We start from the raw sequence: 13,109 nt of genomic DNA on the forward strand, positions 1-13,109 counted from the left end.
CATCGCCTTAATTACTGGTCCTTGGAGAGGAAACGCGACGGATAGACGCCGCGCGTGTTCTGCACGAACCCGTGGATCTTGGGCGAGATCAGGTTGCTCTTGCCGTAATACATGATCGGGATCCAGGGCATGTCCTTCATGAGGATACCCTCGGCCTTCTTGAAGATCTCCGCACGCTTCTTCAGATCGAGCTCCGTGGCGGCCTGATCGAGGAGCTTGTCGAACTCCGGATTGTTGTACTTGCCGTAGTTGAAGCCCTTGTTGTCGCTCTTGAGCAGGAACAGGAAGTTATTCGGATCCGAATAGTCCGCGATCCAGCCGTAACGGGCGAGGTCGAAGTCTCCGCCGTCGCGCAGATAGGCGAAGTGGGTCTTGCCGTCCGTGTTGATGAACGAGGTCTCGATGCCGGCCGGCTTGAACTGCTCGGCGATGGCCACCACGGTGTTCCGGTTGTTGTCGGTGGTGTTGTAGCGGATCTCGACCTTCAGCGGCTTGCCCGGACCGAAGCCGGCCTCCTTCAGGAGGGCCTTGGCCTTGTCCTCACGGTCGATCGGCGACATGTCCTTGTAGTCCATGTAGGCCGGCTCGCCGTAATTGCCCACGCCCGGAGGCATGAACGAGTAGCCCGGCTGCATGGTCTGGCCCCAGATCTGCTCCGCCACGAACTCGCGGTCGACCATCATGGACAGGGCCTGGCGCACGCGCACGTCGTTGAACGGCGCCTTGGAGGAGTTCACCACCAGGAACCAGGTGCCGAGATACGGGCCAAGCCGCACCTGATCCTTGAAGCGCTCCTTGAGCGACTTGATCTGATCGGCCGGCAGCTCGTCCATGGAGTCGAGCTCGCCCGCCTCGTAGCGGCGCACGGCGGCGGCCAGGTCAGGATGCGGGATGAAGTTGACCGTATCGATCTTGACGTTCTTCGCGTCCCAGTAATTCTCGTTCTTCACGAGCTTGATGTGGGAATTCGGGGCGAACTCGGCGAGCTTGTAGGCGCCGTTCGTCACCATGTTGCCCGGCTTCACGAAGTCCTTGCCGAACTTCTCGACCGACCCACGGTGGACGGGCAGGCTGGTTTGGTGGGTGAGCAGCTCGATGAAATAGGGGGTCGGGGCCTCGAGGGTGATCTCGACGGTCTTGGGATCGATCGCCTTGACGCCGAGCTCTTCGGGCTTCGCCTGGCCCTTGTTGATCTTTTCAGCGTTCTTGATCGGATAAAGGATGTTCGCGTATTTCGCGCCCGTCGCCGGATCCATGATGCGGCGATAGGAAAAGACGAAATCTTCCGCCGTGACCGGGTCGCCGTTGGACCACTTGAGGCCGTCGCGCAGGGTGAAGCGATAGGTCTTGCCGTCGTCGCTGGTCTCCCACTTCGCGGCCTGGCCGGGAACGGCCTCGCCCTTGGGATTGTACGTCACGAGGCCTTCGAGCATGTCGCGCAGGATGTGAGCTTCCTGGACGGTCGAGGTCTTGTGGGTGTCGAGTGTTTCCGGCTCGCCGGTGTTGCCGCGGTTGTAGACGATCTCGGCCGATGCCGGCCCGAGGAGGGCGGCGGTAGCGACGGCAGCGAGCGCCGCTTGTTTTATCCAGTTCATGGACGCGTTCCCTTTCTGGTGTTCCAATGTTTCTTGGAATGACTCGGTCACGGTCATTTAGGACAGTGACCTTGACTCATTTGTTGTTCAATCAACGGTTTCTGTCCAGTGGGTAAAAAATACCCTGTCGGGACAGATGCTTAAGGGAGAATTGCCTCCCTCAGGCGCCGGCGTCGAACGTCAGTCCCGCCGCTTCGATACCGGCTGCGGCGGCGATTTCGTCATTGTCGGAGGTGTCTCCCGATACTCCGACCGCGCCCAGGATCCGGCCCTGGGCATTCTTGATCAGCACCCCGCCCGGAACGGGGACGAGTTGGCCGCCCACCACGTGGCTCGCGGCGGCCACGAAATACGGCCGGTCGGTCGCCATCTTATGGAGGGCGCGGGATCCGACCCCCATGGCCAGGGCCCCATAGGCCTTGCCCATGGCGATCTCGGCGCGTTTGAGGCTCGTGCCGTCCTCGCAGGCCAGGGCCTTCAGCGCGCCTCTTTCATCATACACCACGATGGCCAGAGGCTTGAAGGATTTCGCGCGGGCCGCCTTGAGCGCCTCCGACACGATGGCTTGCGCGGTTTCCAGGGTGAGTTCGGTCACGTTCCCTCCTTTTTCGAGTGATTATAGAACGGTGTTTCGTGCCGGCGAGGCCTCTTCCGTCTCGCCAGGGACCAGCAATGCCCGTCAGCGGACGACGGCATCCTTCTGAGCGAGCCAGGACGCCACGGCCTTGCGCTCGTCCAGGGTCATCTCGGTGATGTTGTTCGGCGGCATCGCATGGGTCAGCACCGCCTGGACCCGGATGAGATCCGCATGGCGGGCAATGCTCTCGGGCGTGTCGAGATGCACACCCTTCGGCGCGATGGCGATGCCGTCCCAGACCGGCTGCGCCGCGTGGCACATGGAGCAGCGCGACTGGATCGCCAGCACCGCCTCGTCGAAGGAGGCCGCAAGGGTCGCCGGCGTCGCGTCCGCAGGCGCGCTGGCCAGGTTCTCGTTGCCGGGCTTGCCGATGATCGACAGCCAGATCGCCAGCGCGATGGCGGCGGCCGCGACGGCCCATGTCCACCAGGGCGAGCCTTTGCCGGCATGCTGGGAGTTGAAGAAGTGCCGTATGATGGCGCCCGCCACCAGGATGCACGCGACGATCCCGACCGCGTATTTCGACGACCACGCCAGCGGGTAGTGGTTCGACAGCATCAGGAACAGCACCGGCAGGGTGAGATAGTTGTTGTGGGTCGAGCGTTGCTTGGCCTGCTTGCCGAGGGCAGGGTCGGGCGTACGGCCGGCGATGAGATCCGCCACCACTTTCTTCTGGTTGGGGATGATGACGATGAAGACGCTGGCCGACATCCAGGTGGCGATCATCGCGCCCGTATGCAGGAAGGCCGCACGGCCGCTGAACAGGTGGGTGAAGATATAGGCCGCGACCAGGATGTAGACGAAGAGCACGCAGCCCAGCGCCACGTCGTTGCGCCCGAGGGCTGAGCGGCACAGCCCCTCATAGACGAGCCAGCTCAGGGCGAGGCCGCCGATCCCCACCAGGGGCACCTGCCAGGGGGTAAGCGCGCGCACGGCCGGGTCGATGGTGTAGAGGTCCGCGTGCAGGTAATAGACCCAGACGATCAGGAAGAAGCCGGTGATCCAGGTGGAATAGCTCTCCCACTTGAACCAGGTCAGCTCCTTCGGCAGCTCCGGCGGCGCCACCAGATACTTGCGCATGTTGTAGAAGCCGCCGCCATGGACCTGCCAGGCCTCGCCGCCGACGCCTGCCGGCAGCCCCTCGCGCCTCTTCAGGCTGAGATCGAGATGGATGAAGTAGAAGGACGAGCCGATCCAGGCGATGGCCGTGATGACATGGACCCAGCGCAGGAGCTGGCTGATCCATTCGGAGATCTGCGGGTCGAACATGCGGCCCCTTGAAATGTAAGATCGCGGTACCCTAGGGCCGCGGCTTCGTTTGCGAAAGGCCCGTCCAGAGGCTTTTTCAACAGGAACCGGTCGCCGCAGAGCCCGTGGCCACCGGGCGCGCTTGACGGCCACGCGGGGTGCCTGACAATCCGCTCTTCCGACCGATGCCGAAGGAGGCTCCCCTCGGGGCCTTCTGGATCGTCACGTTTACAGAGTTCGCAGAGGTTCTCATGGGCCGCTTGTCCACCCACGTCCTGGATACCGCCAACGGGTGCCCCGCACGGGGCGTCGCGGTCGAGCTCTTCGCCCTTGAGGGCAAGGCGCGCCGGTCCGTGGCGCGGACGGTCACGAATGCGGATGGGCGCACGGACGCGCCGCTTCTGACGGGCGAGAACTTCAGGACCGGAACCTACGAACTCGTCTTCCAGGTCGGGGCTTACTTTCGCGCCGCCGGAACCACGACGGCCGATCCGCCCTTCCTGGACGTCGTGCCGATCCGCTTCTCCATTGCGGAGCCGGACGGCCATTACCACGTGCCGCTCCTCGTCTCCCCGTGGAGCTATTCCACCTATCGAGGCAGCTGACCATGGCCGAGACCTCCTATCCCCGCGACCTCGTCGGCTACGGCCGGAATCCGCCCCATCCCCATTGGCCTGATGGGGCCAGGATCGCGGTCCAGTTCGTCGTGAATTACGAGGAGGGCGGCGAGAACTGCATCCTCCATGGGGACCGGGCCTCCGAGGCCTTTTTGTCGGAGATCGTCGGCGCCGCGCCCTGGCCGGGCCAGCGGCACATGAGCATGGAATCGATCTACGAATACGGCTCCCGCGCCGGATTCTGGCGTCTGTGGCGCATGTTCACGGAGCGCAGCCTGCCGGTCACCGTCTACGGCGTCGCCACCGCCCTGGCGCGCAATCCGGACGCCGTCGCGGCCATGAAGGAGGCCGAGTGGGAGATCGCGAGCCACGGGCTCAAATGGATCGACTACAAGGATTTCTCCTCCGACGAGGAGCGCGCGCATATGCGCGAGGCCATCCGCATTCACACGGAGGTCACGGGCAGCCGCCCGCTCGGCTGGTATACGGGCCGCACCTCGGAGCACACCAACCGGCTCGTGGCCGAGGAGGGCGGCTTCCTCTACAGCGCGGATTCCTACGCGGACGATCTGCCCTATTGGGAGGAAAGCCCGAAGGGGCCGCTCCTGATTGTGCCCTACACGCTCGACGCCAACGATATGCGCTTCGCGACGCCGCAGGGCTTCAATTCGGGCGACCAGTTCTTCGCCTATCTGAAGGATACGTTCGACACGCTTTATGAAGAGGGCGAGAACGCGCCCAAGATGATGTCGGTGGGCCTGCATTGCCGGCTCGCCGGAAGGCCCGGTCGGGCGGCGGCGCTTGCACGCTTTCTCGACTACGTCATGTCCCACGAGGGCGTCTGGGTGACCCGGCGCATCGACATCGCACGCCACTGGATCCGGCATCATCGTCCGGCGGGTCTCAAGCCCAGCACCATGACCAAGGCGGTCTTCGTGGAGCTTTATGGCGACGTGTTCGAACATTCACCCTGGATCGCCGAGCGCGCCTATGACGACGGGTTCACCTCGGCCCAGGATACGGCCGAGGGCCTGCATGCTGCCATGGTGCACGTGCTCTCGCAGGCGACCCGGGAGCAGAAGCTCGCACTCATCCGTGCGCATCCGGACCTTGCCGGGCGGCTCAAGCTCGCGGACCTCACGGACGATTCCCGCGGCGAGCAATCCTCCGCGGGCCTCGACAGCCTCACGGAAGAGGAGCGCGACCGGTTCCTGGCCCTCAACGATTCCTACCGCCAGAAATTCGGCTTCCCGTTCATCATGGCCGTGAAGGGACGGTCGAAGGAGGAGATCCTGGCGGCCTTCGAGGAGCGCCTCCAGCACGATGCGGAGCGCGAGTTCGACACCGCCATCGTGCAGATCGAGCTCATCGCCCTCCTGCGCCTGAAGGACCGCCTTCCGTCGCTCGCCGACGTGTTCTCGTCCCTGGCCTAAGCGGAACCGTTCGGGCCCGCTCGGCGTCTTTGTCTCAGCTTGGCCGGGTCGCGGCCGGAACGCGAGAGGAGAGGGAGCCATGGGTCTGTTCAAGTTCATCAAGGAGGCGGGAGCGAAGCTGTTCGGCGGGGACGCCCATGCGGCGACCCCGGACAGCCTGAAGAAGGAAGTGCAGGGCCACGGTTTCGATGCGAACAAGCTCGGCATCGACGTCCAGGGCGACAAGGTGAAGCTCTCCGGCCAGGCGGTCAGCCAGGAGGAGGCGGAAAAGATCATCCTGTCCCTCGGCAATACCTACGGAGTGGCCGAGGTCGATACCTCCGACCTTCAGGTGCAGCAGCCCGCAAAACAATCGACCATGTATACCGTCCAGAAGGGCGACACCCTCTGGGCCATCGCCGAGAAGCATTACGGCAAGGGCCAGGGCGCCAAGTACACCGAGATCGTGAAGGCCAATTCGCCGCCGGTGAAGAACCCGGACATGATCCAACCCGGCTGGGTCCTGCGGATTCCAGATCTCGCCTGAGGGCCGGATTGCCTGCCTCCGTGCTAAGCCGGTATGATCCCGCGCGAAGCACGGAGGCATTCCATGAACGGCCCGATTCCCGTCGTCGATCTCAACCGGGACGATATCAAGAAGGGACTGAGCGACGGATCCATCCTGCTCGTGGATGTGCGGGAGCCGCAGGAATTTACCGCAGGTCACATCCCGGGCGCGGTATCCCATCCCCTGTCGACCTTCGATCCCGACGCACTGCCGGCGGACCGGCGCATCGTGTTCTCCTGTGCGGCCGGTGTCCGCTCGCTGCGGGCCATCGAGTTCGCCCAGGCCGCGGGGCGCGACCTCCGCGAGCATTACAAGGGCGGGTTCAAGGACTGGATCAACGCGGGCGAGCCCATCGAATAGGCCGGTCTCAGCCCGGCCGCCCCCTCACAGAGTTGTGTTGAGGCGCCCGATTGCCCGGGCGGCGGAAACCATGCGCTAATGCCGCAGGCCGCTTGATTCAGAAGAACCGGCCATCGGGTTCAACAGGGAAGAATTTCATGAAGCGTAGTGTTGTTGTTGCCGGCATCCTGGCAATCGGGGTGACGGCGGCGTTCGCGCAGCAGGCCGACGTGATCGCCGAGCGGCAGAAGCTGATGAAGGAAAATGCCGATCATTCCCGCACCATCGGCGCCATGCTCAAGGATCAGGCTCCGTTCGACCTTTCCAAGGTGCAGTCGGCGCTCAAGACCTTTGCCCATACGGGCAAGGAGGCGCATGTCCTCTTCCCGGACAATTCCAAGGACGGCAAGTCCAAGGCGATGCCGACGGTCTGGGAGAAGAAGGGGGAGTTCGAGGCCCTCCTCAGCAAGTTCGAGAAGGATTCACAGGAAGCGCTCGTTGCCGTGAAGGACGAGGCCAGCTTCAAGGCCGAGATGCCGAAGGTGCTCCAGAACTGCGGCACCTGCCACAAGACCTTCCGCCAGCCGGTCGGCTAGGGGCGCCTGCCGCGAGATCCTTCGCTTCGCAGCCAAGGGTGCGGCATAACATTGACGGGTGCCGAGGCTCCAGAAGGCGGAGCGGCCCCGGTCCAGCGGGACGACGGGCGGGCTGTCCGGTCCGCCGTCCCGCACAGTTGCGGAGTCCACGTGATGCGGGCCCCGTTCTTTCGGAGTGTAGGGTCGAATGCGAAAAGCCGTTGCCGTGCTCCTTGGGCTCGTCGTGCTCGGAGCCGTCGCCTTCATGGCGCTCACGTCTCCGACTGCCTGGCAGGTGCTGCACGGGGAGCCCGGCATGGGGCAGGGGGTTCTGGCGGATGCGGGGCACCGTCCCGATCCCGAAAAGGGCCGTCTTCTGTTCTTCGCCGGCGGCTGCTCCTCGTGCCATGCGGTTCCGGGGCAGGACGACAAGATGCGTCTCGGCGGCGGTTATGCGCTCAAGTCGCCATTCGGCACCTTCCACGTTCCCAACATCTCGCCCCACAAGGAAGACGGAATAGGCGCCTGGACTCAGGCCGATTTCGTACGCGCCATGCGCGAGGGCGTCTCGCCCGACGGGGAGCATCTCTACCCGTCCTTCCCGTATACGTCCTACCAGCACATGAACACCGCCGATCTCGGAGACCTGTTCGCTTTCCTGATGACCCTGCCGCCCGTAGACGGCAAGGCGCCGCCCCACGACCTGCCGTTCCCGTTCAACATCCGTCGCGGGATCGGGCTCTGGAAACTCGCCTTCCTGGACGGTCATGTCTTCATGCCGGATCCGGACCGGTCGGCCGAATGGAATCGCGGCGCCTATCTGGTGGAGGGGCCGGGGCATTGCGCCGAGTGCCATAGCGAGCGCAACGCACTGGGCGCCATCATCCCCGAGCGGCGCTTCGCAGGCGGGCCCAATCCCGAGGGCCGCGGCATCGCCCCCAACATCACCCCGAGCCCGACCGGTATCGGCGGCTGGACGCCCGAGGAGTTGGTCACGCTGCTCACGACCGGTGAGACGCCGACATTCGACACGGTGAGCGGGCCGATGGGCTCCGTGGTCCACAATACGGCCCAATTGCCGGAGGCGGACCGCCGGGCGATGGCGGAGTACATCCTCTCCCTGCCGCCCCGGGTGGGCTACAAGAAGCCGCAATAGAAGAGAGGGCCGGAAGGGTGATGACAGGTCGCGTAGGCCGCGGCCTCAATCCATCACGGCGGCCTTGAGAATGCACACCATGGTGGCATGGCCCGGCTTGGTGCCGACGGCGCGCACCGTATGGCGGCGGTCGCAGCGATAGCGGAGGGTCTCGCCGGCCTTGGCCCGCTGGACGATGTCGCCGACCTCCACCTCGAACTCCCCGTCGAGGACGGACAGGCACTCGATGGAGCCGCGCTGGTGGCCGTCGGAATCGAGCACACCGCCCGGCTCCGCCTGCACGTCGTACCATTGCAGCCACTCGATGGTCTTCAGCCAGCCGATGATAGCCAAGCGGACCTTGCCGTCCTCGGAGACCAGGATAGGCGTATCGGCCCGGGTCGATTTCTCGATGAAAGGTTCCTCGTCGCTGGAGGCGAGGACGCGCTCGATGGACACGTCGAGGGCTTGGCTCAGGCGCCAGATGGTCGCGAGAGTAGGGTTGGTCTCGTTCCTCTCGATCTGGCTGATGATCGATTTCGCCACGCCGGACTGCTCGGCAAGCTCTGACAGGGAGAGGTTGTAGGCCTTGCGCAGCCGCTGAATGGTCTTGCCCAAATGGCCGGAAATGACCTGTGCGCCGGTCTCCAGTTCCCGGTGCCTCTCCTTGCCTTCGACGCCCATCTCACTCGCCTCTGTTCTGAATGACAGAACAATCGTTCCGCAAAACGGTTGTGGGGTAACCGCAGAGGCTGGTCAAGCGGACCTCGTCCCGAACGCCATTTTTCGGCGGGATCGGGCCGATTTTGCCCTAGCCATGCCTCTGGGCGGCGGTTTCCAGCGCCTTGGTGCGCTCCAGGCCGAGCTGATGCTCCCGCCAGACGATGAAGAGGCCCGTCCCGGCCACGATGGCGGCGCCCGTCATCACCGTGACGGTGGGAAGGTCTCCGAAGACGAACCAGCCGAGCAGGAGCGCCCAGATCATGGTGGTGTATTCGAACGGCGCCAGGATCGAGGTGTCCGCATAGCGGTAGCTCTGGGTGAGCAGGATCTGCCCGATGCCGCCGAGAATTCCCACAACGACGAAAAGCATGAGGTCCTTCAAGGTGGGCACGGCCCAGCCGAGCGGAAGGGTCAGGAGTGACAGCCCGGAGGCCAGGATGAAGAAATAGAACACGATGGCGCCGGTCCGCTCGGTCTGGGTCAGGCGGCGGACCTGGATCGTCGCCCCGGCGGAGCAGAAGGCGCCCACGAATGCGAAGATGGCCCCGATGCTCGCCCCCGTGCCCACGCCGCCGGACAGGGTGCTGAGCTTGAGAAAGGGAGAGAGCATGATGAGGACGCCGACGAAGCCGATCCCGACGGCGGTCCAGCGATAGGAGCGGACCTTCTCCTTGAGGATCAGGGCGGCAAGGATCACCACGATGAGGGGCGAGGCGTAGCCGATCGCAATCGCGTCGTGCAGGGGCAGGTACGCAAGGGCCGCAAAGCCGAGATACATGCTCGACGTGCCGATCAGTCCGCGCAGAAAATGCCCCGGGACATGGTCGGTCCTGATGGCGTTGATGAGGTCGCCCTGCCAGGCGAGCCACGCCAACAGGGGGATCAGCGCGAGGAAGCAGCGGAAGAAGACGAGTTCGCCGACAGGATAATCGGCCGCAAGGGCCTTCAGTCCGGCGGACATGAACGTGAAGACGAGGGCGGAGAGGACTTTGAGGGAAATCCCCAGAAGAGGTTTCACGGCACGGGGGTCTTCATGGGTTCAATGTGAGTCGTTGCGGCAAAGGGTAGCCAATCACGGTCCGTCCGCTGCGTGAACCCCTTGCATGCCGAATTTCCCTGCGCCCTGCGCATGGTTGCGCGCGCTGTTGTCACAATTTTGCAGGCAAGGCGTCACGGGGGTGAGACGCGAATCCGCTCAGCTCTTGCCGTTCTCCTGGAAAGGGTGCGCAATGGCCCAGGATTTCGGTCTCATCCGCGTGCGGACGCTCTTCCTGTCCGACCTCCATCTCGGCACCAAAGGCTGCCAGGCGGACCAGCTGCTCGGCTTCCTGAAGGCCTATGATGCCGATACAATTTATCTGGTCGGCGACATCGTCGACGGCTGGCGGCTCCGGTCCGGCTGGTATTGGCCGCAGGCGCATAACGACGTGATCCAGAAGCTCCTGCGCAAGGTCCGCAAGGGGACCCGCCTCGTCTACATCCCCGGAAACCATGACGAATTCCTGCGCGACTATCTCGGCGTTCATCTCGGCGGGATCGAACTCGCCGACTCGGCCCTGCACGAGGCCGCCGACGGCCGACGCTACCTGGTGATCCATGGGGACCAGTTCGACATGGTGGTTCGCCATGCCCGCTGGCTCGCGCTTCTGGGGGACGGGGCCTACACGGTCGCGCTGGCCGTAAATACCTATCTCAACGTCGCGCGCCGGAGGCTCGGGCTCACCTACTGGTCCCTGTCCTCCTGGGCGAAGCTGAAGGTGAAGAACGCCGTGAACTATATCGGCCGGTTCGAGGAGCTCCTCGCGGCGGAGGCCCGGCGGCACGAGGCGGATGGCATCATCTGCGGGCACATCCACCATGCCGCCATGCACGACCTTGGCGGTGTGCGCTACGTCAATACCGGCGATTGGGTGGAATCCTGTACGGCCATCGTCGAGCATTACGACGGAAGGCTGGAAATGATCCGCTGGGCCGAGGCAACCCAGCGGCAGAAGCCGCTGCCGGCCGGGGCCGGATCCCTCGGCGTTGAGGCGGCCTGATGCGCCTGCTCGTCGCGACAGATGCTTGGCGGCCCCAGGTGAACGGCGTGGTGCGCTCCCTCGAGTACATGGCCGTGGAGGGGCCGGCCCTCGGGGCCGAGGTGACGTTCCTCACCCCTGAGCGCTTCCGCTCCTTTCCCATGCCGACCTATCCGGAGATCCGCCTCTCGGTCGCCCGACCGGGAAGGATCGCGGCCTTCATCGAGGAGGCGCGGCCGACCCATATCCATATTGCCACCGAGGGCCCCATCGGCCTCGCGGTCCGGCGCCTCTGTGCCCGGGAGGGAAGGGCCTTCACCACGAGTTATCATACCCGCTTCCCGGAATACGTCTCGGCCCGCCTCCCGGTCCCGAAGGCCTGGACCTATGGCGCCCTGCGCCGCTTCCACAACAGCGGACGGGCCGTGATGGTGAGCACCCGCTCCCTCGCGGAGGAGCTGCGAGGCCATGGGTTCCGCAACATCCTGCGCTGGACTAGGGGCGTGGACACCGCGCTCTTCCGGCCCCGCTCGGAGCGTGCTTTCGACCTGAAGCGGCCGGTCTTCCTCTATGTCGGTCGGGTGGCCATCGAGAAGAATCTCGGGGCTTTCCTGTCCCTCGACCTGCCGGGCACCAAGGTGGTGGTCGGCGACGGGCCGTCCCGCCCGATGCTGGAACGCGTCCATTCGGACGTGCGCTTCCTCGGCTCCCTCTCCGGGGAAGCGCTGGCGCGGGTCTATGCCTCGGCGGACGTGTTCGTGTTCCCGAGCCTTACGGATACCTTCGGGATCGTGCTGCTGGAGGCCCTGGCCTCGGGACTGCCCATCGCGGCCTATCCGGTGACGGGGCCGCGCGACGTGGTGGGAGTTTCGGGCTGCGGGGTCCTCGATACGGATCTGCGCCGGGCAGCCCTCGCGGCCCTCGACATTCCCCGTGGTCGCTGCCGGGCCTATGGCGAAACCTTCACCTGGCGGGAAAGCGCCCGTCAGTTCTTCTCCAATATCGAGATGGCCTGCGAGGGCACCGGGCCGCTCTGACAGTCAGTCTCGTCGACCGGGGGACAACGGCGAGGAACCGTCGCGCCGGGAGCCGGTTCTGCTCCTGTATCCGCCGCAGCGCGGGATCGGAACAGGAGGGTGTATCCATGTCCTATGCCCGCTTCGGCGCCATGATCGTCACGTCCACGGTCGTGATGTACGGCCTCATGTATCTCAATACCTATGCCCTCGACCATGTCTGGTTCAGCCAGACCAGACTCTGGATGGCTCTCATCATGGGGGCGAGCATGGCGTTGATCATGCTGGGCTTCATGCTGGGCATGTACCGGAATGCTCGGGCCAATATCGCCATTGCGTTGGGAAGCGTGGCGGTCTTCGCGGTGGCCCTGTGGCTCGTCCGCAGCCAGGAGACCGTTTACGACACCGCCTACATGAAGGCCATGATCCCGCATCACTCGATCGCCATCATGACCAGCGAGCGTGCTCATATCCGTGACCCACGCGTCCGGAAGCTCGCCGATGGAATCATCGAGGCTCAGGTCAGGGAGATCGGCGAGATGAAGCAGCTGATCGGCGAACTGGAACGCAACCCCGCCCCCTCGGGAGCGCCGGATCTGGCCCCCGGCGGCGGCGAGACGAAGACGTCGGCCCGCTGAAAGGCGGGCCATGCGAGCTAGTTTAGGGTCTGGCGAACGAGATCGGTCTGGCGAAACCGTTGCACGGAGCCGGCCGGAAGGGGCGTGGGGGCGAGGTCTCCATCGCAGAGGGACATCATCGCCTGTATCCGCCCCTCGAGATAGCGAAGCGTTTCGAGGATCCGGGCGATGCGGCGCTCCGTTTCGTCCTGCAACGGGCCGTCCTCACCAGAACTGTCGTCGGCGAGCGCAGCGTATTCCGTTTCCCGTCGGGTCTGCGCAATGGCGCCTTCCATGTCGAGGAGGCTCGACCGGATCTGCTCCATGGTCCGGGCAGTCTCGTCGTTCGTTAGCTTCCGTTCGAGCCCGGCGATGGCGGACAGGACCGCCTTCGTATCGGCATTGCGGTTGCGGCGGGCATATTCGCGCAGGAACCAGCGCCCGCGGGACGTCTCCATGACGGCGGCCTCGATGGCCTCGTAGTCCCCAGGACTGAGCGTGACGTGCGTCTCTTCATCCGGCATGGTGGACTCCACTCGGTCTCGCGGCCCCGATTCTCGGTCCATGAATGGGCCGAAAGCCGGCGACAGCTCAAGGCCTTCCCTTACG

15 protein-coding genes are annotated in these 13,109 nt (G+C 64.7%); 9 read left to right on the top strand and 6 right to left on the bottom strand.

The window, feature by feature from the left end; all coding sequences use genetic code 11:
- Window positions 1-11 precede the first annotated feature (11 nt).
- From C4E04_RS07620 to C4E04_RS07630, 3 genes are all read right to left on the bottom strand, one after another.
- Window positions 12-1,595, bottom strand: a complete 1,584-nt coding sequence (locus C4E04_RS07620) for a peptide ABC transporter substrate-binding protein (protein ID WP_109596382.1) — start codon at window positions 1,593-1,595, stop codon at window positions 12-14.
- 160 nt (window positions 1,596-1,755) lie between these two features.
- Window positions 1,756-2,190: a heme-binding protein gene (locus C4E04_RS07625; RefSeq protein WP_109596384.1), complete on the bottom strand. Its 435-nt coding sequence runs from the start codon at window positions 2,188-2,190 to the stop codon at window positions 1,756-1,758.
- Between the two features lie 84 nt (window positions 2,191-2,274).
- The gene (locus tag C4E04_RS07630) at window positions 2,275-3,501 is read right to left on the bottom strand and encodes a urate hydroxylase PuuD (protein ID WP_109596386.1); all 1,227 of its coding nucleotides are present in this window, start codon (window positions 3,499-3,501) and stop codon (window positions 2,275-2,277) included.
- Window positions 3,502-3,731: 230 nt separating this feature from the next.
- Here C4E04_RS07630 and uraH point away from each other — a divergent pair, with 230 nt between their 5' ends.
- The 6 genes from uraH to C4E04_RS07660 all read left to right on the top strand — a co-directional run bounded on the left by uraH (window position 3,732) and on the right by C4E04_RS07660 (window position 8,147).
- Window positions 3,732-4,085, top strand: a complete 354-nt coding sequence (uraH, locus tag C4E04_RS07635; RefSeq protein WP_109600913.1) for a hydroxyisourate hydrolase — start codon at window positions 3,732-3,734, stop codon at window positions 4,083-4,085.
- Window positions 4,086-4,087: 2 nt separating this feature from the next.
- On the top strand, window positions 4,088-5,530 hold the full coding sequence (gene puuE / locus C4E04_RS07640) for an allantoinase PuuE (RefSeq protein ID WP_109596388.1): 1,443 nt from the start codon (window positions 4,088-4,090) through the stop codon (window positions 5,528-5,530).
- Window positions 5,531-5,609: 79 nt separating this feature from the next.
- On the top strand, window positions 5,610-6,056 hold the full coding sequence (gene lysM, locus C4E04_RS07645; RefSeq protein ID WP_109596390.1) for a peptidoglycan-binding protein LysM: 447 nt from the start codon (window positions 5,610-5,612) through the stop codon (window positions 6,054-6,056).
- 63 nt (window positions 6,057-6,119) lie between these two features.
- Window positions 6,120-6,437 carry a rhodanese-like domain-containing protein gene (locus C4E04_RS07650; RefSeq protein WP_371682040.1) on the top strand — a complete coding sequence of 106 codons (318 nt, stop codon included), beginning with the start codon at window positions 6,120-6,122 and terminating at the stop codon, window positions 6,435-6,437.
- Between the two features lie 137 nt (window positions 6,438-6,574).
- Window positions 6,575-7,012: a cytochrome c gene (locus C4E04_RS07655; RefSeq protein WP_109596392.1), complete on the top strand. Its 438-nt coding sequence runs from the start codon at window positions 6,575-6,577 to the stop codon at window positions 7,010-7,012.
- A gap of 187 nt (window positions 7,013-7,199) precedes the next feature.
- Window positions 7,200-8,147: a cytochrome c gene (locus C4E04_RS07660; protein WP_109596394.1), complete on the top strand. Its 948-nt coding sequence runs from the start codon at window positions 7,200-7,202 to the stop codon at window positions 8,145-8,147.
- Window positions 8,148-8,192: 45 nt separating this feature from the next.
- On the opposite strand, the gene C4E04_RS07665 is transcribed toward C4E04_RS07660, so the two are convergent.
- Window positions 8,193-8,810 (bottom strand): helix-turn-helix domain-containing protein, encoded by a 618-nt coding sequence (locus C4E04_RS07665; protein ID WP_109596395.1) that lies wholly within the window; start codon window positions 8,808-8,810, stop codon window positions 8,193-8,195.
- A gap of 127 nt (window positions 8,811-8,937) precedes the next feature.
- Window positions 8,938-9,867, bottom strand: a complete 930-nt coding sequence (locus C4E04_RS07670; protein ID WP_174219262.1) for a DMT family transporter — start codon at window positions 9,865-9,867, stop codon at window positions 8,938-8,940.
- 211 nt (window positions 9,868-10,078) lie between these two features.
- Between C4E04_RS07670 and C4E04_RS07675 the strand changes: the two genes are divergently transcribed.
- The 3 genes from C4E04_RS07675 (at window position 10,079) to C4E04_RS07685 (ending at window position 12,521) form a co-directional block, all read left to right on the top strand.
- On the top strand, window positions 10,079-10,888 hold the full coding sequence (locus C4E04_RS07675) for a UDP-2,3-diacylglucosamine diphosphatase (protein ID WP_109596397.1): 810 nt from the start codon (window positions 10,079-10,081) through the stop codon (window positions 10,886-10,888).
- The gene (locus C4E04_RS07680) at window positions 10,888-11,904 is read left to right on the top strand and encodes a glycosyltransferase family 1 protein (protein WP_109596399.1); all 1,017 of its coding nucleotides are present in this window, start codon (window positions 10,888-10,890) and stop codon (window positions 11,902-11,904) included. Before C4E04_RS07675 ends, C4E04_RS07680 begins: the two co-directional genes overlap by 1 nt.
- Before the next feature lie 107 nt (window positions 11,905-12,011).
- Complete coding sequence (locus C4E04_RS07685) at window positions 12,012-12,521, top strand: DUF305 domain-containing protein (RefSeq protein WP_109596401.1); 510 nt, start codon at window positions 12,012-12,014, stop codon at window positions 12,519-12,521.
- 17 nt (window positions 12,522-12,538) lie between these two features.
- Here C4E04_RS07685 and C4E04_RS07690 read toward each other — a convergent pair whose 3' ends face one another.
- Window positions 12,539-13,024: a hypothetical protein gene (locus C4E04_RS07690; RefSeq protein ID WP_109596403.1), complete on the bottom strand. Its 486-nt coding sequence runs from the start codon at window positions 13,022-13,024 to the stop codon at window positions 12,539-12,541.
- Window positions 13,025-13,109: the final 85 nt, after the last annotated feature.

Source organism: Microvirga sp. 17 mud 1-3 (genome assembly GCF_003151255.1).
Lineage (GTDB): Bacteria > Pseudomonadota > Alphaproteobacteria > Rhizobiales > Beijerinckiaceae > Microvirga.